The organism is Moraxella nonliquefaciens, assembly GCF_001679005.1.
Taxonomy (GTDB): Bacteria; Pseudomonadota; Gammaproteobacteria; order Pseudomonadales; family Moraxellaceae; genus Moraxella; species Moraxella nonliquefaciens.
Window position 1 is genome coordinate 163,017 of sequence record NZ_LXTW01000001.1, and the last position, 20,989, is coordinate 184,005.

Consider the following 20,989-nt stretch of genomic DNA (forward strand, 5'->3'; position numbering starts at 1 on the left):
ATGAACCATTTACTATTTCATGATAAGCCAAAAGTAGCTATATTAATCAAAGACAGTTATTTTAACCGTAAGGATATAGAACAATACTATGTTAAACCACTTGGTTTGCCTTGTATGGCGTTTAGTCTTTACTATGAACCAACCAATAAAGTATCAGCTACCAAAGCCAAAGAGTGTCTTAAAAGAATACTACCTAGTATCAAACAACAAGGTATTACTTATCTTTATGTGGCAGATAGTACTTACTTTAAACAACTCACCAAAGAGAAAAAATCAGAAATTCATTTAGGTTATGTGTTGCCATGTAAACTTACAGGCTATGAACATATTCATGTAGTCTATGGGATTAATTATGCACAGCTTATGTATAATCAAAGTATGGCTAGCAATCTGACACTATCACTTAATACATTGGCTAATCATATCAATGGTAAAGCCAATGGTTTTGGTGATGTTATTTACGAAGCAAGTTACAACAAACCAAATGATTTAATTGGTTATCTTGATGAACCTATGTTAGCCATTGATATTGAGACTACTGGCTTAGAACTGGGTAGTGATTTAATATCTATTGCTTTTGCCAAAAATGAACATAGTGGTATTTCATTTAAAGTTAGTGATAAGCGGTTTATTAAACAATTCTTTGAGAAGTATCATGGTTATAAGACATTTCATAATGCCAGTTTTGATATTAAGCATATTATCTATCATTGCTTTATGGATAATCCAAGTGATATGAAAGGTCTATTACACGGTTTACACACCATGTGTAGAAACCTACATGATACAAAGATTATCGCTTACTTAGCTACCAATAACACACAAGGTAATACACTGGGTTTAAAAGATTTAAGTCATGAGTTTGTAGGTAACTATGCAGTAGATGTAACTGATGTTACTAAGCTAACCGATGATGATTTGTTGGAGTATAACCTAAAAGATACATTGGCTACATTCTATGTATTTAATAAGTACTACCCCATCATGTTACAAGATAGTCAAGAGAATATCTACAATACCATCATGCTACCTAGTCTTAAAACCATTATTCAAATGGAATTAACAGGTATGCCCATGGATATGGCAGAAGTGCTTATGTTAAGAGATGAGCTTAGAGCTAAGAGCCTAACACTTGAAACCAAGATACAAGCACATGAGCTAGTCAAAGCTACTGTTATTGGTTTAAAAGAACAAGAGTGTATTAAATATAACAAAAGCCATAAGAAACAAAAAGTACCTAATAACTTTAAGATTAGATTTAATCCTAATAGCCCTAAGCACATGATTGAACTACTCTATACAGTCATGATGCTACCTGTGATTGATTACACAGATATCAAGCAACCTAGTGTATCTGGCAAAACCATAGCTAAACTTATGAACTATACAGATGATACAGAGTTACTTGACTTGATACGAGAATATGCTGATATTCAAAAGATATTAAGTACTTTCATTCCTGCATTTTTAAATGCTAAACCAAGAGATAATCATCACTGGCTTCATGGTAATTTTAATCTTGGGGGTACTGTGTCAGGTAGGTTATCTAGTAGTAATCCTAATTTACAAAATCTACCTAGTGGTAGTACCTTTGGTAAACCTGTTAAGAAATGTTTTACTGCACCAAAAGGTTGGATATTCTGTGGGGCAGATTACAATGCCTTAGAAGATAAGGTCAATACCCTACTAACCAAAGACCCAAACAAAGAAAAGATTTGGATTGACGGTTATGACGGTCATTGTTATAGAGCATTTTATTATTGGAGAGACCAATTTCCTGATATTAAAGAAACAGTTGAAAGTATTAACTCTATCAAAGATAAATATCCTAAACTAAGACAACGCTCAAAAGCACCAAGTTTTGCCTTGCAATATAGCGGTACTAAGTTTACTTTGATGAATAACTGTGGGTTCTCTGAACAAGAAGCTCAGCAAGTGGAGAAAGGCTACCATGAAATGTATAAAGTATCTAATGAATGGGTAGCCAATAAAATCAAACAAGCAGAACAACAAGGTTATCTTGATACTGCTTTTGGTTTAAGAATTAGAACACCAGTTCTAGCCAAATCCATTCTAGGTAACTCTAAGACACCTTATTTAGCCATAGCAGAAGCCAGAAGCGTAGGTAATGCTGTTAGTGGGCAATCTTATGGAATGCTTACCAACAGAGCCTTAAATGAGTTTATGGAGCGAGTATGGAAGTCTGAATACAGTCTTGATATATTCCCTGTTGCTACCATCCATGATGCCATCTATTTGGTTATCAAAGATAATATCAATGTAGTTAAATGGGTAAATGATAACTTAGCTGAATGTATGTCATGGCAAGAATTACCAGAGCTTAAACATGATAAAATCAAGCTAACTGCTGAACTTGGTTTATTCTACCCTAATTGGGCTAATGAAATTACCCTACCCAATAAAGCCAGTAGAAAAGAAATCAAAAAAAATAGTACTATCACATAAATAAATACTAGGTATTTTGTGTTAAAATGCTCCAAATCTTTTTGGAGTATTTTTATGTATCATCGTTTACTGCATAAGTACAAAGAGTTTGAGGGTCAAAGTAATGTCATCGTTGGTATGGGTGAATTGCCTTGGTCTGAATATAAACAAGGTTGGATAGCACCTAGTGGTATCGTTGTTCTTGATAGACAAGAAGCCATTAGAATAGCTACCTATTTAGATAAACTTTATACGAAAAATAATATTCGTATTGCAACCAAAAGGAACTCATATAGATGAACCCAGTCATGTGTATTACCAAAGCCAATCTACACCTAACAGAGGGTATTAATAAGATTGAGCTTAATCCAGAAGACATTCATTTTATTAACCGTAACGTTGTAGATAGTAAGTTACCTAACTATCATGCCATTGGTACTATGCTTCCACAGATATTACCTTATATTTTTGTTAAGTGTGGTGATGAATATCTTACCTATGCTCGTAGGGGCAGTGAAACCAGATTACATGGTAAACGTTCTATGGGATTTGGTGGTCATGTAGAACTGTCTGATTTAGATGATACCCCCAGATGGTGTATTCATGCTACTGCTGAAAGAGAACTCAAAGAAGAACTGGGTTTGGATGAGAATATCAAACTTACAGATGAATATATCTACTCTGATTATGATAAAGTCAGTCAAGTGCATATTGGTGCTATTGGTTTTATTGAGCTGGGAGATAAGTCTTTGATTAAACCAGATGAATTAGAAATACTAAACCCAGTATGGCAAACCATTGATGATATTAGAGCTAGAATTGATGGTTATGAAAGATGGTCTCAGATTTTAGTTAAGCATATAGATAAATAAAATAAAGGGTCTTATGACCCTTTATATTTGTTATAAGCACTAGCCAGTTTAATATGATACTTATTTTTAGCATAGCCACTGCCATTATATCCCCTAGCAAATCTTACCCAGTCTTTATTTTTAAGATGAATAAGTAAGCCATTGGTTTTGATAAATCTAATCATGGCTTCTAATTGCTTGGCTTCTGAGTGATACATATCATTGATAAATGCTTGTAAGCTCTCATAACCAAGTGATTTCCAATGATAACCCATGACTTGACCCAAGCCCCATGAACAGCTTTGTAATGCGTGTTCTTGTGAATATCCAGAAGCAATACCTAATCTACTGTGCTGTTCTGATGTCTTACCATACCTATGTGTACCCCAACGTATATAACACAGTTTAGGATGTTCTTGCATGAGTTTATTACGAACAGTAATCAGATGGTTTTGGGTAAGCAACCTGTGCATGATATGCGGTTCATAGAGTATTTTAGGTAAACCATTGATAAAACCACTACCACTGGCTTCTACTTCAATCACTGCTCTCAAACAAGCATACTCAATACCATGTGTATTGGCTAATTCTTTGATTTGTTCATTGGTTAATATTTTCATTATTTTCTCCTTTTTTACGCATGTCTGTATCTCCAAAATAATATCCTATTTGACTAGATACATATCCTGCAATAAAACCAATTACGATATTAATTAAATTATTATTTTCTTTTGGCATACTTACAAAGAATAAACCCAATATAATTAAAAACATCATACTACTAAAAAACATGGTAATAATAAAATGCTCATTTAAAAGTTTTTTCATTATAATTCTCCAAATCATTGACTTCTTTTTCTAATATGGCTACCTTTTGATTTAACGTAGCTAATTCTTTTTGATGTTCATTATTAGAAGTAACTATCCAAGTGCAAAAAGCAATAGCACCAGCACCTAACATAGAAATAAGCCATTTAAGAGTTAATATTGCACCTTTGGCAGATGTAAAATCACTCTCCATTTTTTCTATCTTAATGCTATTGGCTTGTCTTTCTTCATACTGGTGTTCATTTATGACAGTCAGTCTGATGATGTCTTTGGATAACTGTTCTAATTTTAAATGCACATTGGTTAATTGTTTTTTTAGTTCTTGTTCCATGGTTATTCCACATGTTGAATTATTTTTAATGTTTTAATTGGATTAGGTGAATTATTAATACTAAAATGTATACTTAATTTTAAAGATAAATTTTCAGGATTAAGTAAACGAAATACTTCACTGTATTCATTACAGGTTATTTTAAATGAGTAATCACTAAGATACTTTATCTTAATACTAGATACATCTTTTAAAGGTATCTGTATTTTATCACCATATTCGTCTCTAGGAATAAAAAGATAATCACCAGAATTGCGTATATAACCATGACCTTCACCAAACCACTCACTTATCAAATATGGTAAAGAGATTTCAAAACTACTTGCTTTTATCAAATCAGTTAAAATAAACTCATAAGTAACATTAGGATTTAATCTTTGTGAAACTTTCATGTTATAAGTACCATATGGCGTTGGTTCAGTATTTACAAAGACAAGTTCATTATCTATACTTTCAATAATTCTTACATGTATTGTTTTTAATCCCGTATATTGTATTTCCCAAAAATTAGATATTTCATTAGGTAGGATAGGGTACACATAACCTGTATAATTAGGTATAAATCTTACTTTACCTGTTTCTGGATTATGGTTTATTCTGCCTATATACTCTCCATGAGTACCGTGTTGAATGGTATGAGCTATTTGTAAATCAAAGGTTTCTTTATAAATAAAATCATCTATTTTTATTAGCATGCCTGATTCATAAGAGTTAAGTCTGGTGATGGTAGTACCCTCATACACAGAGATTTCCATAGTTACCTTACCTGATAATAACTTACTGTACCATAATCCAAATAACTCAACGTCAGTAACGCCATCATAGAAGTGGGGCATAACATAATGCAATCCATTAAATCCTTGAATATCTCCATAGATAACACTGTTATCTGGTATAAAGTTAAAAATATTAACAATATTATATTGTTCTATGTCATGGATGGCTCTCATTAAAAAATCTTCCCCAGAAGTATCTTCCCAGTAAAAAGAAATGACAAGAGTGCCTGCATTCGGTGTAATCTTCATTGGTTTAGTCTCCATTGGAAGAGTATTTTCATAATAGTTTAGTAACATGTCATGTTTGCCCAAATCACTTAATAATAATCTATAATTAGCATTTTCTAGATTATCTATATTTTTGGTAATTGTGGTTCTATTTAGGTCTGTTTCATCGGTAGTACTAAAATGTAATGTGCCAGTAAAAAATCCTTGTAAGTGAAGTGCACCATTGTTTAAAGACATCTGTGGCATACCATAACTGTCATAATGACCATCCAAAATAAGTTCACGTTTTATAAGGTCAAGTGCTCCTATGTATTGTTTAGGATACTCTATTGGTTGCCAGTGTATGAGTATATAAGACGCAACTTCTAATGGGGTTAATAATGAGGTTAAATCTCTTACTGTTAAAATAGGACTGTAATTCAGGCTTGCTTTTAATTGCTCAATATAATTATCCCCCAAAGCAATAAAAGGAGTTTCTTTTAATCGCTCATTTAAGTCTTGAAGATATTTGATGGTTTCATCTCTATCAGGTATATCTATTTCTCTCATGTAATCACCTTTTGGTTTGGTTGTTATAAAAGTTGTACTATACCATCGTGATTTAACAACTGGTTAATCTGCTGTGCGTTCCGCACTCCTGTGGGTTTTGAATTGAACGCCATAGCCAAGTCATGAGTGGCTAATAACCATGACAGATTGTAATAAGCCATGCTTTTTACATTTTAAGCTCCAACTTAGGTACAATCCGTAAGTCCTACGATACAGGACAATTCTTTATTTAAACCAAAGGATAACTTATGACACTGCGTTTATTAATTTTTTGTTTAATTACTTTATTGGTTTGTGTCATGTCCAATTCTCATGAACCAAGACAATGTCTACGAATTAATAATGCTGATATTAGAAGATGTTAGCATCTATTTTACAACGGAGCTATTATGATTAAAGCTACAATCATTGCTGATAGCATATCAGCATATACAAACCAACGCATTACGACTTTTGAACTAGAATACCCTAGATTTATTCTGGCTGAATTAAACACTCACAGAGCGTTTAGCCGTAATTCTGCTAGTAGTAGAGCAATCCCTATTGATAAGATGATTGAACAGATACAAACCAATACAGCAATGCCTATTCATTGGGGGTTAAACCAGTCAGGCATGCAAGCCAAAGATGAACAGGCTAATAGCACACTGGCTATTAATGCTTGGTTAGAAGCTCGTGATAGTGCTATTAAACATGCACTTAAATTAAAAGAACTTGGTTTACATAAGCAGATTGTTAATCGTGTATTAGAACCTTTTTGTATGATGAAAACACTGGTTACAGCTACTAATTATGACAACTTCTTTTACCTAAGACTGCATAAAGACGCACAACCAGAGATACAACAATTAGCTCGTGTCATGTATGAAGCCATGAAAGAGAGTAAACCAGTTAAACTTTATCAGGGTCAATGGCATACACCTTATTATGGTAATGGTTATTGGAACTTACACAGTGATGATGACTTAGAAACAGCACTCATGATTTCATGCTCATGTTCAGCACAAGTATCCTATCGTAAGACAGATGCTAGTATTGACAAAGCCAAAGCCATCTATGATAAATTGGTTAATAGTCAGCCTGTTCATGCCAGTGCCTTTGAACACTGTGCTACTCCAATAGATGACCCACTAGATGATGATGGTTACTTTAAACAAGGCATCATTTGTTATAGTGATTATGGCAATTATTATAGTGGTAACTTTGTAAATTGGATACAATACAGACAACTTATCCCAAATCACGATTATAAGGCGGACAACTATGTATAAGATACCTAAACTCAAATGGTCTGATAGGCTAGAACAAGCCTTGGATAATTACCGTAATGTATGGTTTACCACCAATACATTTAATGACTATTATATTCAAAAAGAAGATGACTTATTTTATTGTTACTATGGTAATGGTAGATTTAGAGAATTTAAGTCATTAGATGAAGCAAAAGACTGGGTAGAAAATACTCACTACCCAGACCAAGTAAATAAATATTTGGAAAAAGTATAAAGAATTATGCCATAGATTTATTTAATTCTTTTGTTAGCATTTCACTTTCACTTTCACTTTAAGGAATACCATGATTGAACAAGTTCTAAACCAAAGAGCTACTACACACGGTAGCTTTACATCCAATGCCCATACAAGCCAATTATTAAAAGATATTGTATCTCATGGAGATAACTTTGCAGATTTATCTTTGGTACAACGTGAAGCACTTCACATGATACTGCATAAAATAGCTCGTATTACCAACGGTAACTGTGATGAAAAAGACCATTGGATTGATATTATTGGTTATACTCAACTGGCATTGAACAGTATTGCTTAGCAAATTAACATAAAAATCTCTTGTTAGATTAAGATAATTATTTATCCGCTCTCACAGGAGATTTTATGTTATTTGTTTCTGATGACTTTGAGTTATCCAAAGATAAAATAGTGGTTCTTACTAAATTTTATCCCCAAACCAAACTAACCAATACAGGTAATGCAACAGCTAATATTTTAAAAAGTAAAGATGGTATTCATTGGTTAGCTCTTACTTCATTGGCTTCTAATCAATCATTAGATACTACCTTAGAAGAAGCGTTTATCTATCTTACTTTTAAAGAAGATACCACAGTATATTTCCAACACCAAACACCTAACCATTACCACTTAGATAATGAACAAAATCAGCTTAATGCACGGTTTGACAATTTAGCGGTGGGCGGTCGTAACCTGCTACTTAACACGCAAAACATGACTTGGTGGACTTGGAGACAAGTTGATACAATCAGCAACAACCACTTGGAGCTAACCCAACCCTTGTTTAATCTAGGCATGCGAACGTCTTATCAAACTGGGCTAGATTTTAAAGACGGTGAGACAATTACACTGAGTTTTGAGTATCGTACAGACTTAGACAACCTAAGCTACACCTACCTATTAAGTCGTCAAAGTGGTAACATGGGCGGTTTTAACCCCATGTCTATCAATAATGATGGGCAATGGCACAGGGCGACAACAACGGCAACAGTCAGAAGCGATAGACTTAACTGCTCAATCTTGATTGGTAGCATTCAATCAGCTGACGGTGCAAGTCTTGGTAAGAGCGGAAGCTACTTAGAAATACGCAAAATCAAGCTAGAACGTGGCAACATCGCAACAGACTGGACACAAGCCCCAGAAGATTTGCAATCTCTTGTAGATGCTCTAATAACTCGTATCACAGCATTAGAAAATAGATAATATCCCTAACCCTTTACCAAACCGCTTCTAGCGGTTTTTTGGGTTTTAATTTGGAGTAACCATGCAATATACCAACAATCACAATATACCCCTACCATTAGCGGTATTTTTAGCCACAGACCATTATGACCATGAACCCAATACCATTAGTACCACAGGTTTACTAAAACCACTAAGACAACTTATATTGGGTAGGCGTTTAGCATCATCAGATAACGTTGTAGATTTATCTGACATGGTTTCATCTCGTATGGGTACTGCCATACATACAGCCATTGAATTAGCTTGGCAAGAGCCTACACGAGCGTTAAAGTTACTAGGTTATGATGATGATACCATCAAACGTATCAAAGTTAATCCAACCAAAGTCAAAAAGAATGATATTGCTGTCTATATGGAAAAGCGTTCTTATAAAGACATGCTTGGCTTTAAGATTTCAGGTAAGTTTGACTTTGTAGCAGAAAATAGAGTTCATGACTTTAAATCCACATCAGTTTGGAATTACATGAACCAATCCAATGCAGATAAATACAGTTTACAAGGGTCTATTTACCGCTTTCTTAATCCTGACATCATTACCAAAGATGAGATGGTTATCCACTATATCTTTACAGATTGGAGTAGGGCAGAGAGTATGCGTAATCCTGCTTACCCACAAGCTCGTGTATTAAGTCAAAAATATAATCTATTATCTTTGCAAGAGACAGAGCATTATATCAAAACCAAGTTATCTGATATTTTAGAGTATCAAGATAAACCAGAAACAGACATACCTTTTTGTACTGATGAAGAGCTATGGCGTAAACCAACAGTATGGAAGTATTACAAAAACCCTAATTCAACCAAATCAACTAAGAACTTTGATAACAAAGCACAAGCCTTTGCCAGATTTAATGATGATGGTTGTGTGGGTGAAGTTAGAGAAGTTAAAGGTCAAGTGAGTGCTTGTAAGTACTGCCCTGCTTTTTTATTATGCACTCAAAAAGACGCTCTTATAGCCAGTGGAGATTTAATTGTATGACAGAGATTCATAATTATTTACAGGTAACCGAAGAAGATTTACCTTGTCTTTGTAAAGTCAGTAATGTTTCTGAGAACTATCTTAGAGAATTTGGGGAAGTTCATTTAGTTGTAGATATTATTACTGAACCTTATTTCACAGATACTTACCCACATACAGAGTCCTATGGTGAGATTGCTGAAAAGTATAAGCACCTTTACATTAAAAGAGCGGTAACAGATAACAACAGATTGTATGACTATGCTATTAAGGAGTAAACAATGAAAAACTTTAACCAAATGAAGTATTACCCATTAGCAGAAGAGTTAGTAGAGATACTTCAAGCCAAAACACAAAATACCAATCCTTTATTTTTTCGTGTCATTGTGGCTTATTATTTATCTGTTATTGCAGGTCATATGAGAGCTTCTATTAAAGGTTGGATTGGTAAAGAACCTATCCCTGTAAACAGCTATGTCATCGCTTTACAGCCATCAGGAGCAGGTAAAGGGCATAGTACCACCATGATGTCCCAAGAAGTCTTAAAAGGGTTTACAGAGACATTTATTGAGTATACTTTTCCTATTACTGCTGAGTGTAATATTCAACAGTTGGCTATTAAAAGAGCCAATAAAACAGGTAAAGATATTGATGAAGAACAAACCAAACTAGAAAAAGTATTTAATGATTTAGGTGCTTTAATGTTTGAGTTTGATAGTGCTACTGTACCTGCCATCAAGCAAATGAGACAGAAGCTATTGATTGCCAATGCAGGTGCTTGTAACCTTACTGTTGATGAAGCAGGAGCTAATTTATCAGGTTCTATTGACGCTATGATTGCTTACTTAGAGCTATATGATAAAGGTCTTATCAGGGATAAGCTGGTTAAGTCATCAAGTGAAAATACTCGCTTTGAGCGTATTGAAGGTCATACACCAACCAATCTACTGATGTTTGGTACACCATCTAAACTGTTAGACGGTGGCAAAACAGAAGAGCAATTTTATGAACTCTTAGAGATGGGTTATGCTCGTAGATGTTTATTTGGTTTTACCAACCAAGTACACAAAGCCAAAGTAAATTCTGTTGATGAGCTTATGAAAACTTTGTTTAATACAGACCACGATGACAGCTTAGAGAGTATTGCAGAGCATATTACTTTATTGGCTGACCCTGACAAGCTAAATACCAAGCTAACGCTTAGCACAGATAGTATTAAGCTACTGCTCACTTATAAGCTACATTGTGAAAATTTATCAGCAGAGCTATCAGAATTTGAAGCCATACGTAAAACTGAAATAGAACACCGTTATTTTAAAACCATGAAATTAGCAGGTGCTTATGCTTTTGTGGATGGTAAAGATATCATTACACCAGAGTATGTTGAATATGCCATCAGATTGGTTGAAGATAGTGGTGAAGCATTTAATAAGTTATTAACACCACAACGCCCTTATATCAAATTGGCTAATTATTTAGCCAGTGTAAGACATGATGTTACCTTAGCTGATTTGGATGAAGACTTACCCAGTTTTCGTGGTAGTAAAGCTCAAAAAGATGAAATGATTCAAATGGCTATTGCATGGGGTTATAAAAATAACATTGTCATTAAAAAATCATATACTGACAGTATCATGTTTTTAAATGCTGATACCATTGATGAAACCAATTTAAATGAAATGATTTTATCTTTCTCAAAAGAAATTACAGAGAATTATAAAAATCAAATTGTATCCTTTGATAAGATTGATAAGTTATTAACCAAAGATAATTATCATTGGCTTAGTCATCATCTTATAGATGGTTATCGCAAAGAAGATAACTGCCAAGCAGGATTTAATTTATTGGTTTTAGACATTGATGGTACTTGTTCTTTGAATACAGCACAGCTACTACTTAAAGGATATAAAGCCATATTTCAAACTACCAAAAGCCATAAAGATGATGACCCTCATTTTAGAATTATCCTACCCATTAACTACACGTTAAAGCTAGACGCTAAGGACTACAAAGAAATGTATAATGCAGTCATTGCACAGTTACCTTTTGATGTAGATACCCAATGCAACCAACGCAGTAGAAAATGGGAAACCAATAAAAATGCTACCATCATTCATCAAGATGGTGAGTTGTTTGACATACTTCCTTTTATTCCTAAGACCACTAAGAATGAAGAAAGACAATCACAGCTAAGAGACCAAGAGCATTTGGATAATTTAGAGCGTTGGGTTATTAACAATACAGGAGACGGTAATAGAAACAATATGCTATTAAGATATGCTATGATACTGGTTGATAGTGGTTATAAGTTTGATACAGTGAAAGATAAGGTTATTGGTTTAAATAATAAACTTGTTGATAAACTGGATGAGCTTGAATTACACAGTACCATCTTTCATAGTGTGGCTAAAAAGTTAGCTAATTAATCATAGACCCATATTGGTGCGTTCCGCACCTTTGTGGGTTTTTATTTTATTTTGGAGAAACCAATGAGTGATATAGGATTTAATCCTTATGTGGTGTTAATCTCAGGTAAATCAGGTACTGGTAAATCCAGTAGTTTAGAGGGATTAACCAACCATGAAAAGGTATTATATTTAAACTGTGAAAATGGTAGAGCATTACCATTTAAATCAGGGTTTAAAGAAGTAACCATTACACATCCAGAACAGGTAATTACATATCTTACCAAAGCCACAGATAATGATAAATTTGAAACCATTGTGATTGATAGTATTACTTATCTTATGGATATGTATGAAAGTAAGGTTGTGCTTACATCAAGCAATGTTCAAAAAGCATGGGGTGATTATTCCCAATTCTTTAAACGCTTAATGCACGCAGTAGCTAATTGCAATAAACAAATTATTTTTACTGCCCATACTTACTCACAGTATAATGAATCATCACAAGAATTTGAAACAGCAATTCCTGTAAAAGGTGCATTAGCCAAGAATGGGATTGAAAGTTATTTTAGCGTTGTAGTCTCACCCAAAAAAGAGAAAACAGGTAAGCTAGAAGACTATCAATCTGACCTATTAACCGTTACCGAAGATGAAGAAGACTTAGGTTTTAAACACGTTATCCAAACTCGTGTAACCAAGGACACCGTTAATGAACGTATTAAAACACCTAAGAATATGTTTTCACGTAATGAGATACTCATAGACGGTAATATTCAACTCATTTTAGACCGATTAAAAGTATATTATGATAAGTCATGATGTGGTAAAAGAGTATCTTGATTATGATGAAATTACTGGACATTTAACATGGATTAAAAAACCAAGCAAGAAAACCATGTTAAATAGTAGAGCAGGTTCATCTCATAAATCATCAGGATATAGACAAGTTTATTTCATGGGAAAGACTTACCCTGAACACAGACTTATTTGGTTCTGGGTTCATGGAGAATATCCAGAACATGAAATAGACCATATTAACCATATCAGAGATGATAATCGCTTATGTAATCTAAGACAAGTAACTCATGCCCAAAACTGCCGTAACCGTACAAGACAACGCACACGAATAGATGAAGCAGGTATTTGGTATTGTAGAAGACGTAAGCGATATATCGCAGAAATTACCTTTAATCAAAAGAAAATATTTCAACGTAGCTTTGATGATATTGATGAAGCTATTTCACAACGTAAAGCCAAGTTATTAGAACTTGGTTTCCATAAAAACCACGGAGACATTAAATGAGTTTTTTCTCAGACATTAAACAAGCAGATAAACTAGAAGAAGTTAAAGATACCGTAGGTGGTGGTTATTCTGTAATACCATCTGGTGTCTATGACGCAACCATTAAATACGCCTACACAGGTGAGTCCAAAGGTGGAGCTAAGAGTATTACTTTTGGCTTTGATGTAGGTGGGCGTGAGATTACAGAAACCATGTATGTAACCAACCGCAACAAAGAAACATTCTACATCAAAGAGGGTAAGAAATATCCACTACCTGCTTATACCACAGCCAATGACATTTCACGCTTGTCTTTAAAAGGTAAGCAAATTACAGAACTTAAAACCGAAGAAAAAGTCCTAGAACTTTACGATTTTGAAATTCGTGGTAAAAAGAAAACAGCCGTTGATTGCTTAACTGCACTTCATGGTCAGCAAGTTAAGCTAGGAATTAAACAAGTCAAAGCCTTTAAGCAAGTGAAAAATCATGATGGTAAATATGTAGATGGTGATGAAATCCGTGAATCTAATGTGATTGACAAAGCATTTCATGCCACTAACTCAAAAACCGTTAATGAACTTTTGGCTAAAAAAGAAACCGCAGAGTTTGTTAGCGAATGGAAAACCAAATGGGAAAACAAAGTAGATGATAAAACAGGTGGCAGAGAACCTGCTAAATCTACATCCCAAGCAACCGCAGAAACAGCGTCTATTGATGATGACGTATTTGGAGATTAACTATGAAACTTGAAATTGATACCCTAGACCAAATGCACGAACATTGGCTTGATTATGTGGATAACATACTATCTACCATTGAAGCCATGAAACTCATGCACCCAGATGAAACGGCTTATCATGTATTAGAACAAGTAAAAAAAGAAGTCTTAGATTTACCTTACTTCACTGATACAGAGTATTTCATTGAATACGATGAATAAACCACTAAAAGTCATAGCTTATGACCCCAGTTACAACAACTGGGGTTATTCTATTGGTTTATTAGACAGTAATGGATTAGTCATTACAGATACTGGTGTATTAAAAAATAAACCAGATAAAACCAAAAGAAACCAAAACCTAAAAGACTATGACCGATGTAGGGAATTATTCTGGTCTATCACATCACTTATCAAAGATTGTGATTTACTCTGTGTGGAATTACCCATTGGCAGTCAATCTGCCAGAGCAATGGTATCTTATGCAGTCTGTGTTGCTCTTACAGCAACGTTAGACATAGATACACAGATTTGTACCCCACACGAAGTAAAACGCTTTGTAGGCTCAAATACAGCCAGTAAAGATGATGTTATTAATTGGGTTAAACAAAAACACCCACAATTAGACTTATCCACCAAAACCAAAGCTGAGCATATTGCAGATAGTATTGTTGCAATGTATGTAGGCTTAACTAAGAGAAACTTAATATGAAAATTATCCTATCTAATGAAGAACTTCAAGCCATTGTAACAGAAGCACTCAATGCCAAAGGGATTGATACTTCTAATGCAGAATTTACCTTTGACAAAGGTGCTGAGATTGAACTTAATTCAACTCATGCCACCAAACCAAAACCTAAGAAAACTCGTACTAAAAAGCAAGAAGTTTTTGTGGGAACACAAGATGAATTTGATGACTCAAATGTGGTTATTAATGAGCCAAATACAGAGCCAGAAGAAGAAATCAATGATTTTGAAGATGAACTGACAGAAGAAGAACCAACCGAAGAACCAACCGAAGAGACTGACTCAGATGATGACAGTGATTCGCTCTTTGATTAATACGCTTGCAGTATTTGGTATCTTAGTGCTAATAGGGATATTTTCCCTATTAGCTTTTTTTATTCTTAAATTTATTTTCATTGCTATTGTTGTTGGTTTTATTCTTTGGTTTGTATTAGCTGTTATTTATTATGGTTTTAAGGAGCTATATGATAACGTTTAAAAAACTAAGTGAAAAATATATTAAATTTAACCAAGCCAATAATCATACCAAAGCAGGTTATCAGCGTATATTAAATAAACACTGGATACCTGTCTTTGGTAATAAACAAATCCATACCATAACGTATGAAGAAATCATGTATGCTATTTTGGATTTAGATGTATCACCTAAGACACTTAATAACTGTCTTATTCCTTTAAGGGGTGTATTTGATTTAGCAGTTACTTTAAGGATTATTCCTGATAGTCCAATGAATCCAATACAAAATAGAAAGATTCAACTTGATTTACCAGACCCATTTACCAAAGAGGAGATGAATGAATTATTAAATTGGCTTAAAACCAATAAAATAAATGATGAAGCTCTTTATTACTGGTATTTCTTATTGATGTTCTGGACTGGATTAAGACCATCAGAAGCATTTGCACTAAGATGGATTGATGTATCAAAAGATACATTATATATCCACAGAAGTAGAGTAAGGGGTGTAGAGAAGTCTGTAACCAAGACGCATACAGCAAGGGTAGTTTATTTAAATAAACACTCACAAGAAGCTATTGATAACCTCAAAGCCTATGATACACGGTATGTGATTATTTGCCCTAATACAGGTTTACCATTCTGTGATGACAAAGCTCCTAGAATGCGTTTACAAGAAGCCATGAGAGCTACTGGTATTAGACCCAGACCTGCATATAATACACGGCATACATACGCTACCATCATGCTTATGAGTGGTTTAAATGTAGCATTTGTAGCCAGTCAATTAGGGCATAGCTTACCTATGATGATGAAACGCTATGCTAGATGGATTAACAATGAAAAAGATTTAATTGAAATGTCCAAACTGGATTTAGGAGATTAATTTATGTTAATTCAAATTCAAGATTTTATTTTTAATCCAGATGAGATTAATTGTATAGCTACCAACGGAGACCAAGAATGAATGATTTTACATTAGAAAGCCAAAACTGTGTTATGCAGTTTAAACTGGACACCGAAAATAACTTATTATCCCTAGAAGTTGTAAATTGGACTATCAATGAATATGGCAGAAGAGTTGATGACTTTATCATCGGTTATATTGATTTGTCGGTTTACGAAGTAAAATTTTTGCGTGATAGTTTGACTGCGTTTATAAGAAAAATAGAGGGTAAAAAATGAAAGTAATTAATTGACAATATAGGTATCAACAGGCAGTAGAAGCGTGTATATTTTAGGTAGTATTTCTGAACATGTTAAAGATGAATTACGACAGCAAGGGTTTATTGTTGAGTATAAGTCTGAAACAGGTCAAAGATATGGTTACATTATTAAATGGTAAGGGATTTATCTATGAGCCTATTAGATTTACAAAAACTTTGTACTGTCCCTGACTTTATAACTAACTGGGATGAGTTTCTTAATTGGATTTAGAAAGAAGTCTATTGCAAACGTTACTGACTTGTCCACGGTCAGTAACCAGTCCTAGCTATGAGTGGGCTGACAAGAAAACCATAGCAGTAATTGATAGTTTTACCCTTAAAAACCTTGACTAGGCAATTACCGTATAGCTGATGATACAGTTAGATAGGAGCTATCTGAATAGGGGGATAGCTCCTATTGTTTTTATAGCTACTAGGAGAATGATATGTTTGTATTGCTAGAAAGTAACATTATCAATATGGATAGTGTTACCTGTATTTGCTTTGATAAAGACAATTTACAAATTGGAGTTTTATTCAAGCAAGATGAAAAACTAAACATCAAGTACCATGATGAAAAATGTTTTAATGATGATTTAGATAAGCTGATTTTCGCTTCTCAAAATGTTTATGATTACTAGGAGATTATGATGAATTAATGGATATGCAGAAATTGGCTGTATTTATTGATTTACGAGAGAGTTATATTTGATTTACTAAGGGGACTGTAATGTCTGAACCAAAACAAAGCTGATATTCATCTACCCAAAAATCAATAATTGATTTTTGGCTAAAAAACTCTCTGATGATTTTTTAACCACTAACTCTCCCAAACCTTTATTCCACAAGCCTTACAACCCAATTTTAACTACAAAAAAGGCTTAGTCCCATCATACAAACTAAGCCTTTGATTTTCATCATATTATTTGGTGCGAACGGAGGGACTTGAACCCTCACGCCGTGAAGCACTACCCCCTCAAGATAGCGTGTCTACCAATTCCACCACGTTCGCAAGTGGGGTGCATTATAGCTGAACCTGTCATTATTTTCAAGTATTTTTTGTAAAGGATGATGGCGTATCATGACCAAAATGCACCTCAATGGTCAGCTTTGGCATGTCTTTTAATACTTCTTGACATATTATCATGACATGTTCAGCGGTGATCCATTCTATCATATTATTGTCTTGGGTCGTGGCATCTGCAACCAATAGAGCCGACCCCAGTATCGCTACACGCCTTAACCCCTTATATCGCATGAGTTCATAAATGTGCGGTTTTAGGGCAACAAGGGAGTGTTTAAACATTCGCACGCTGATTGGCTGTTTGGCAGACTTTTGGGTAACAAGGCTGCCGATGTATTCTGCTCCACCCATTTGTATACCAAGTCCTGTGGTCTGCTTAGGTATCCGAAATACCAACGCATCACCCAACGACAGTTCTCCACCGACTGCTTTTTTGCGGTAATATTCATAATAATCAGTAAATAGGCTTTTACATCGTGTGATGACAGGATGAACAATGCTGCCATCTGTGCTAACAGGTATGATAAGCAGTTGGGCTTTGGACTGCAAAAATGGCTCATGGCTGGCAAAAATCATAACAAACCATCCAAGGCAGAATAAATTTGTTCGCCATCTAAGCCATCATTGATGTCCATCCTTTCATCAATGGACGGTTTGATATCATCCTGTTCATTGACTGATGTGTCATGGATAATAAAAAAGTTAACATTACACAGATTACACATAATTTTCCTGATAAATCATTTGGTGGTAGTATAAAGAAAAAGAGCTAAAAAAGCCATGGCAAACAAAACCACGCCTAAAATTTTGGGTATAATTGGCATGGAATAAAATGAGTATATTGTCATTTATTTACCAAAAAATCCGCCCATCAGAGCGGATTTTGTGCCAATTTGGTAGGATTAGCCCCCAAAGTCATCAAGTAAGATATTTTCATCTTCAACGCCCAAATCTTTGAGCATTTTGATGACAGCGGCGTTCATGACAGGTGGCCCACACATATAGAATTCACAATCTTCTGGAGCAGGGTGGTCTTTTAGGTAATTTTCGTACAAGACATTGTGAATAAAGCCTGTATAACCCTCCCAGTTATCTTCTGGTTGTGGGTCAGACAGAGCAACATGCCACTCAAAGTTGTCAAATTCTTCTGCCAGACCATCGTAGTCTTCAACATAGAACATTTCACGCTTAGAGCGAGCACCATACCAAAAGCTGATTTTACGGTCAGATCTTAGGCGTTTTAGTTGGTCAAAGATGTGCGAACGCATGGGTGCCATACCTGCACCACCGCCGATGAATACCATTTCAGCTTTGGTGTCTTTGGCAAAGAATTCACCATAAGGGCCTGATACAGTAATCTTATCGCCTGGTTTTAAGCTAAACACATAGGAGGACATTTTACCAGGAGGAATGTTGTCTGGCCCTCGTGGCGGTGGGCTTGCGATACGGATGTTAAATTTGATGATGCCCTTTTCCTCAGGGTAGTTTGCCATTGAATAGGCACGAATGACAGGTTCATCCACCTTGGATGTATAACGCCATAGGTTAAAATTGTCCCAATCTTCGTGATACTCTTTGGCGATGTCAAAGTCTTTATAGTGAACCTCGTGTGGTGGAGCTTCTAGCTGTACATAGCCCCCTGCACGAAACGGCACAACCTCGCCTTCGGGGATTTTTAAGGTCAGCTCTTTGATGAAAGTTGCTACGTTGTCATTGGAGATGACCTCACATTCCCACTTTTTGACACCAAAGAATTCAGGGTCAATCTCAATTTTCATGTCTTGTTTGACGGCAACTTGACAGGCAAGACGCATGCCATCTCGAATCTCACCTTGGGTAAAATGACCCTCTTCGGTAGGTAGAATAGAACCACCGCCGTCTAATACTTTACAGCGACATTGACCACACGTGCCACCGCCACCGCAAGCAGATGACAGAAAAATACCCTCGCTTGCCAGTGTTTGTAGAAGTTTGCCCCCGGCGGCGGTGCTGACACTGTTGTCGGGGTCATCATTGATGTTGATGGTTACATTGCCAGAGCTTACCAATCGTGAGCGTGCGATAAGGATAATTATCACAAGACTCATGATAATGATGGTAAACATGGCAACGCCACCAATAGCTGTACCAAACATACTTTCTCCTTATAAGCTCATACCGCCAAATGACATAAAGCCAAGCGACATTAGACCGACGGTAACAAACGTGATGCCAAGACCACGCAAAGGGGCAGGCACGTCTGAGTATTTTAGTTTTTCTCGGATACCTGCCAAAGCAGAGATTGCCAACGCCCAACCAAAGCCAGAACCTATGCCATAAACGATGGATTCGCCAAAGTTATAATCACGCTCTACCATAAACAGCACGCCTCCCATGATGGCACAGTTAACAGTAATCAGTGGCAAAAATACACCTAAGGCATTATACAAAGCAGGGACGAATTTGTCCAAAAACATCTCCAAGATTTGGACGACCGCTGCAATCAGGGCAATGTAGCTAAGTAGCCCCAAAAAAGACAAATCGGTATTTGGCATGCCTGCCCATGCCAATGCCCCATCTTTTAGGAGGAATTGATAGAGTAGGTTGTTTAGTGGCACACAGATTGCCATGACCACAACCACAGCAACACCAAGACCGATGGCGGTTGAGACCTTTTTTGAGACAGCGATAAATGTACACATGCCCAAGAAAAAGGCAAGTGCCATGTTTTCTATGAAGACGGAGGTGATGAATAAACTGATGTAATGTTCCATTAGTGTGATTCTCCCTTAGAATTTTTTGCAATGGTAAACTCCGCAGGTTCTTGTTGTTCAGGCTTCCAAAAACGTACGATGGCAATGAACAGTGCAATGACAAAGAACGATGATGGGGGCAGTAGTAGTAAGCCATTTGGAACATACCAACCGCCTTCTGTGGCTTTTTGTAGGATTTGAATGTCAAACCAGCTGCCATTACCGACAATCTCACGGATGCTTGCCACAAAAAGTAGCACCGCAGAATAGCCAAGACCATTGCCAATGCCATCTAAAAAACTTGGTATGGGTGGGTTGCTCATGGCATATGCTTCGGCACGACCCATCACGATACAGTTGGTGATGATAAGCCCAATGAATGCACCCAGTGATTTGGCGGTATCATAAGCGACGGCTTTTAGGATTTGATCCACGACAATAACCAGTGACGCAATCACGACCATTTGTACGATGATACGGATGGATGATGGGATTTTGTTGCGAATGATTGAGATAAAAAAGCTAGAAAAAGCGGTCACAAGGGTTAACGCAATACACATTACAAGGGCGTTTTTGACACTTGTGGTAACAGCCAATGCCGAACAAATCCCCAAAATTTGTAGTGCGATGGGGTTGTTATTAAAAATCGGCGTCGTCAAAATAGATTTGGTATCTGCCATG

At 35.6% G+C, this 20,989-nt stretch carries 28 protein-coding genes and 1 tRNA gene; 19 read left to right on the plus strand and 10 right to left on the minus strand.

The genetic code is table 11. From position 1 onward, the window contains the following. Genes A7456_RS00625 through A7456_RS00635 form a run of 3 tightly spaced genes read left to right on the plus strand, consistent with a single transcriptional unit; the run spans position 1 to position 3,317 of the window. Positions 1-2,466, plus strand: coding sequence for a DNA polymerase (locus tag A7456_RS00625; protein ID WP_067006489.1), 2,466 nt, complete (start codon positions 1-3; stop codon positions 2,464-2,466). Positions 2,467-2,520: 54 nt separating this feature from the next. Next, positions 2,521-2,745: a hypothetical protein gene (locus A7456_RS00630; RefSeq protein WP_067006492.1), complete on the plus strand. Its 225-nt coding sequence runs from the start codon at positions 2,521-2,523 to the stop codon at positions 2,743-2,745. Beyond that, positions 2,742-3,317, plus strand: coding sequence for a hypothetical protein (locus A7456_RS00635; RefSeq protein WP_067006495.1), 576 nt, complete (start codon positions 2,742-2,744; stop codon positions 3,315-3,317). The genes A7456_RS00630 and A7456_RS00635 overlap by 4 nt, the downstream gene beginning before the upstream one ends. Before the next feature lie 11 nt (positions 3,318-3,328). Here A7456_RS00635 and A7456_RS00640 read toward each other — a convergent pair whose 3' ends face one another. Genes A7456_RS00640 through A7456_RS00655 form a run of 4 tightly spaced genes read right to left on the minus strand, consistent with a single transcriptional unit; the run spans position 3,329 to position 6,008 of the window. Beyond that, the gene (locus tag A7456_RS00640; RefSeq protein ID WP_067006624.1) at positions 3,329-3,919 is read right to left on the minus strand and encodes an N-acetylmuramidase family protein; all 591 of its coding nucleotides are present in this window, start codon (positions 3,917-3,919) and stop codon (positions 3,329-3,331) included. After that, positions 3,897-4,124, minus strand: a complete 228-nt coding sequence (locus tag A7456_RS00645; RefSeq protein WP_066893705.1) for a hypothetical protein — start codon at positions 4,122-4,124, stop codon at positions 3,897-3,899. The genes A7456_RS00640 and A7456_RS00645 overlap by 23 nt, the downstream gene beginning before the upstream one ends. Then, entirely contained in the window at positions 4,105-4,455 is a 351-nt protein-coding gene (locus A7456_RS00650; protein ID WP_067006497.1) for a hypothetical protein, read from the minus strand. Before A7456_RS00650 ends, A7456_RS00645 begins: the two co-directional genes overlap by 20 nt. 2 nt (positions 4,456-4,457) lie before the next feature. Beyond that, positions 4,458-6,008: a hypothetical protein gene (locus A7456_RS00655; protein WP_067006500.1), complete on the minus strand. Its 1,551-nt coding sequence runs from the start codon at positions 6,006-6,008 to the stop codon at positions 4,458-4,460. Between the two features lie 389 nt (positions 6,009-6,397). Here A7456_RS00655 and A7456_RS00660 point away from each other — a divergent pair, with 389 nt between their 5' ends. From A7456_RS00660 to A7456_RS00735, 16 genes are all read left to right on the plus strand, one after another. Further along, the gene (locus tag A7456_RS00660) at positions 6,398-7,279 is read left to right on the plus strand and encodes an FAD-dependent thymidylate synthase (protein ID WP_067006503.1); all 882 of its coding nucleotides are present in this window, start codon (positions 6,398-6,400) and stop codon (positions 7,277-7,279) included. Continuing rightward, positions 7,272-7,514: a hypothetical protein gene (locus A7456_RS00665; RefSeq protein ID WP_067006505.1), complete on the plus strand. Its 243-nt coding sequence runs from the start codon at positions 7,272-7,274 to the stop codon at positions 7,512-7,514. The genes A7456_RS00660 and A7456_RS00665 overlap by 8 nt, the downstream gene beginning before the upstream one ends. Positions 7,515-7,584: 70 nt before the next feature. Continuing rightward, positions 7,585-7,836 (plus strand): DUF6378 domain-containing protein, encoded by a 252-nt coding sequence (locus A7456_RS00670; RefSeq protein ID WP_067006508.1) that lies wholly within the window; start codon positions 7,585-7,587, stop codon positions 7,834-7,836. 65 nt (positions 7,837-7,901) lie between these two features. Then, the gene (locus A7456_RS00675) at positions 7,902-8,738 is read left to right on the plus strand and encodes a hypothetical protein (RefSeq protein WP_067006511.1); all 837 of its coding nucleotides are present in this window, start codon (positions 7,902-7,904) and stop codon (positions 8,736-8,738) included. A 61-nt stretch (positions 8,739-8,799) separates the two neighbouring features. Then, the gene (locus A7456_RS00680) at positions 8,800-9,759 is read left to right on the plus strand and encodes a hypothetical protein (RefSeq protein WP_067006514.1); all 960 of its coding nucleotides are present in this window, start codon (positions 8,800-8,802) and stop codon (positions 9,757-9,759) included. Then, positions 9,756-10,016 (plus strand): hypothetical protein, encoded by a 261-nt coding sequence (locus A7456_RS00685; RefSeq protein WP_067006516.1) that lies wholly within the window; start codon positions 9,756-9,758, stop codon positions 10,014-10,016. The genes A7456_RS00680 and A7456_RS00685 overlap by 4 nt, the downstream gene beginning before the upstream one ends. A 3-nt stretch (positions 10,017-10,019) precedes the next feature. Further along, positions 10,020-12,164, plus strand: coding sequence for a YfjI family protein (locus A7456_RS00690; protein WP_227713257.1), 2,145 nt, complete (start codon positions 10,020-10,022; stop codon positions 12,162-12,164). Between the two features lie 63 nt (positions 12,165-12,227). Next, positions 12,228-12,962, plus strand: coding sequence for an AAA family ATPase (locus A7456_RS00695; RefSeq protein WP_067006519.1), 735 nt, complete (start codon positions 12,228-12,230; stop codon positions 12,960-12,962). Continuing rightward, positions 12,949-13,446, plus strand: a complete 498-nt coding sequence (locus tag A7456_RS00700) for an HNH endonuclease (protein WP_067006522.1) — start codon at positions 12,949-12,951, stop codon at positions 13,444-13,446. Before A7456_RS00695 ends, A7456_RS00700 begins: the two co-directional genes overlap by 14 nt. Then, a complete protein-coding gene (locus A7456_RS00705; RefSeq protein ID WP_067006525.1) occupies positions 13,443-14,162 on the plus strand; it encodes a hypothetical protein in 720 nt (239 codons plus the stop codon). The genes A7456_RS00700 and A7456_RS00705 overlap by 4 nt, the downstream gene beginning before the upstream one ends. A 2-nt stretch (positions 14,163-14,164) precedes the next feature. Then, a complete protein-coding gene (locus A7456_RS00710) occupies positions 14,165-14,365 on the plus strand; it encodes a hypothetical protein (protein ID WP_066893733.1) in 201 nt (66 codons plus the stop codon). Then, complete coding sequence (locus A7456_RS00715) at positions 14,358-14,855, plus strand: RuvC family protein (protein WP_067006527.1); 498 nt, start codon at positions 14,358-14,360, stop codon at positions 14,853-14,855. The genes A7456_RS00710 and A7456_RS00715 overlap by 8 nt, the downstream gene beginning before the upstream one ends. Beyond that, a complete protein-coding gene (locus A7456_RS00720) occupies positions 14,852-15,205 on the plus strand; it encodes a hypothetical protein (protein ID WP_067006528.1) in 354 nt (117 codons plus the stop codon). Before A7456_RS00715 ends, A7456_RS00720 begins: the two co-directional genes overlap by 4 nt. Positions 15,206-15,354: 149 nt before the next feature. Beyond that, positions 15,355-16,233: a tyrosine-type recombinase/integrase gene (locus tag A7456_RS00725; RefSeq protein WP_067006529.1), complete on the plus strand. Its 879-nt coding sequence runs from the start codon at positions 15,355-15,357 to the stop codon at positions 16,231-16,233. A 77-nt stretch (positions 16,234-16,310) separates the two neighbouring features. Next, positions 16,311-16,532 (plus strand): hypothetical protein, encoded by a 222-nt coding sequence (locus tag A7456_RS00730; RefSeq protein WP_067006530.1) that lies wholly within the window; start codon positions 16,311-16,313, stop codon positions 16,530-16,532. A 466-nt stretch (positions 16,533-16,998) separates the two neighbouring features. After that, a complete protein-coding gene (locus A7456_RS00735; protein WP_067006533.1) occupies positions 16,999-17,193 on the plus strand; it encodes a hypothetical protein in 195 nt (64 codons plus the stop codon). 286 nt (positions 17,194-17,479) lie between these two features. Here A7456_RS00735 and A7456_RS00740 read toward each other — a convergent pair. The 6 genes from A7456_RS00740 to A7456_RS00760 all read right to left on the minus strand — a co-directional run bounded on the left by A7456_RS00740 (position 17,480) and on the right by A7456_RS00760 (position 20,988). Beyond that, positions 17,480-17,564 (minus strand) — tRNA-Leu (locus A7456_RS00740). A gap of 36 nt (positions 17,565-17,600) precedes the next feature. After that, a complete protein-coding gene (locus A7456_RS00745; protein WP_066886749.1) occupies positions 17,601-18,152 on the minus strand; it encodes a macro domain-containing protein in 552 nt (183 codons plus the stop codon). Beyond that, positions 18,149-18,301 (minus strand): hypothetical protein, encoded by a 153-nt coding sequence (locus A7456_RS11265; RefSeq protein ID WP_158512450.1) that lies wholly within the window; start codon positions 18,299-18,301, stop codon positions 18,149-18,151. Before A7456_RS11265 ends, A7456_RS00745 begins: the two co-directional genes overlap by 4 nt. Before the next feature lie 177 nt (positions 18,302-18,478). Next, positions 18,479-19,711: an NADH:ubiquinone reductase (Na(+)-transporting) subunit F gene (gene nqrF / locus A7456_RS00750; protein ID WP_066886752.1), complete on the minus strand. Its 1,233-nt coding sequence runs from the start codon at positions 19,709-19,711 to the stop codon at positions 18,479-18,481. A gap of 9 nt (positions 19,712-19,720) precedes the next feature. Continuing rightward, positions 19,721-20,329, minus strand: coding sequence for an NADH:ubiquinone reductase (Na(+)-transporting) subunit E (gene nqrE, locus A7456_RS00755; RefSeq protein ID WP_066886754.1), 609 nt, complete (start codon positions 20,327-20,329; stop codon positions 19,721-19,723). Beyond that, positions 20,329-20,988 carry an NADH:ubiquinone reductase (Na(+)-transporting) subunit D gene (locus A7456_RS00760; protein ID WP_066886843.1) on the minus strand — a complete coding sequence of 220 codons (660 nt, stop codon included), beginning with the start codon at positions 20,986-20,988 and terminating at the stop codon, positions 20,329-20,331. Before A7456_RS00760 ends, nqrE begins: the two co-directional genes overlap by 1 nt. Position 20,989 lies beyond the last annotated feature (1 nt).

Excerpts from the sequence above, each read along its gene's own strand:
- A7456_RS00695 (WP_067006519.1), top strand. The coding sequence starts at position 12,228 with ATGAGTGATATAGGATTTAATCCTTATGTGGTGTTAATCTCAGGTAAA.
- A7456_RS00715 (WP_067006527.1), top strand. The coding sequence starts at position 14,358 with ATGAATAAACCACTAAAAGTCATAGCTTATGACCCCAGTTACAACAAC.
- A7456_RS00725 (WP_067006529.1), top strand. The coding sequence starts at position 15,355 with ATGATAACGTTTAAAAAACTAAGTGAAAAATATATTAAATTTAACCAA.
- A7456_RS00745 (WP_066886749.1), bottom strand. The coding sequence starts at position 18,152 with ATGATTTTTGCCAGCCATGAGCCATTTTTGCAGTCCAAAGCCCAACTG.
- A7456_RS00655 (WP_067006500.1), bottom strand. The coding sequence starts at position 6,008 with ATGAGAGAAATAGATATACCTGATAGAGATGAAACCATCAAATATCTT.
- A7456_RS00650 (WP_067006497.1), bottom strand. The coding sequence starts at position 4,455 with ATGGAACAAGAACTAAAAAAACAATTAACCAATGTGCATTTAAAATTA.
- A7456_RS00705 (WP_067006525.1), top strand. The coding sequence starts at position 13,443 with ATGAGTTTTTTCTCAGACATTAAACAAGCAGATAAACTAGAAGAAGTT.
- A7456_RS00670 (WP_067006508.1), top strand. The coding sequence starts at position 7,585 with ATGATTGAACAAGTTCTAAACCAAAGAGCTACTACACACGGTAGCTTT.
- A7456_RS00680 (WP_067006514.1), top strand. The coding sequence starts at position 8,800 with ATGCAATATACCAACAATCACAATATACCCCTACCATTAGCGGTATTT.
- nqrE (WP_066886754.1), bottom strand. The coding sequence starts at position 20,329 with ATGGAACATTACATCAGTTTATTCATCACCTCCGTCTTCATAGAAAAC.
- A7456_RS00685 (WP_067006516.1), top strand. The coding sequence starts at position 9,756 with ATGACAGAGATTCATAATTATTTACAGGTAACCGAAGAAGATTTACCT.
- A7456_RS00710 (WP_066893733.1), top strand. The coding sequence starts at position 14,165 with ATGAAACTTGAAATTGATACCCTAGACCAAATGCACGAACATTGGCTT.
- A7456_RS00625 (WP_067006489.1), top strand. The coding sequence starts at position 1 with ATGAACCATTTACTATTTCATGATAAGCCAAAAGTAGCTATATTAATC.
- A7456_RS00690 (WP_227713257.1), top strand. The coding sequence starts at position 10,020 with ATGAAAAACTTTAACCAAATGAAGTATTACCCATTAGCAGAAGAGTTA.
- A7456_RS11265 (WP_158512450.1), bottom strand. The coding sequence starts at position 18,301 with ATGTGTAATCTGTGTAATGTTAACTTTTTTATTATCCATGACACATCA.
- nqrF (WP_066886752.1), bottom strand. The coding sequence starts at position 19,711 with ATGTTTGGTACAGCTATTGGTGGCGTTGCCATGTTTACCATCATTATC.
- A7456_RS00635 (WP_067006495.1), top strand. The coding sequence starts at position 2,742 with ATGAACCCAGTCATGTGTATTACCAAAGCCAATCTACACCTAACAGAG.
- A7456_RS00645 (WP_066893705.1), bottom strand. The coding sequence starts at position 4,124 with ATGAAAAAACTTTTAAATGAGCATTTTATTATTACCATGTTTTTTAGT.
- A7456_RS00675 (WP_067006511.1), top strand. The coding sequence starts at position 7,902 with ATGTTATTTGTTTCTGATGACTTTGAGTTATCCAAAGATAAAATAGTG.
- A7456_RS00630 (WP_067006492.1), top strand. The coding sequence starts at position 2,521 with ATGTATCATCGTTTACTGCATAAGTACAAAGAGTTTGAGGGTCAAAGT.
- A7456_RS00665 (WP_067006505.1), top strand. The coding sequence starts at position 7,272 with ATGTATAAGATACCTAAACTCAAATGGTCTGATAGGCTAGAACAAGCC.
- A7456_RS00660 (WP_067006503.1), top strand. The coding sequence starts at position 6,398 with ATGATTAAAGCTACAATCATTGCTGATAGCATATCAGCATATACAAAC.
- A7456_RS00760 (WP_066886843.1), bottom strand. The coding sequence starts at position 20,988 with ATGGCAGATACCAAATCTATTTTGACGACGCCGATTTTTAATAACAAC.
- A7456_RS00700 (WP_067006522.1), top strand. The coding sequence starts at position 12,949 with ATGATAAGTCATGATGTGGTAAAAGAGTATCTTGATTATGATGAAATT.
- A7456_RS00730 (WP_067006530.1), top strand. The coding sequence starts at position 16,311 with ATGAATGATTTTACATTAGAAAGCCAAAACTGTGTTATGCAGTTTAAA.
- A7456_RS00720 (WP_067006528.1), top strand. The coding sequence starts at position 14,852 with ATGAAAATTATCCTATCTAATGAAGAACTTCAAGCCATTGTAACAGAA.
- A7456_RS00735 (WP_067006533.1), top strand. The coding sequence starts at position 16,999 with ATGTTTGTATTGCTAGAAAGTAACATTATCAATATGGATAGTGTTACC.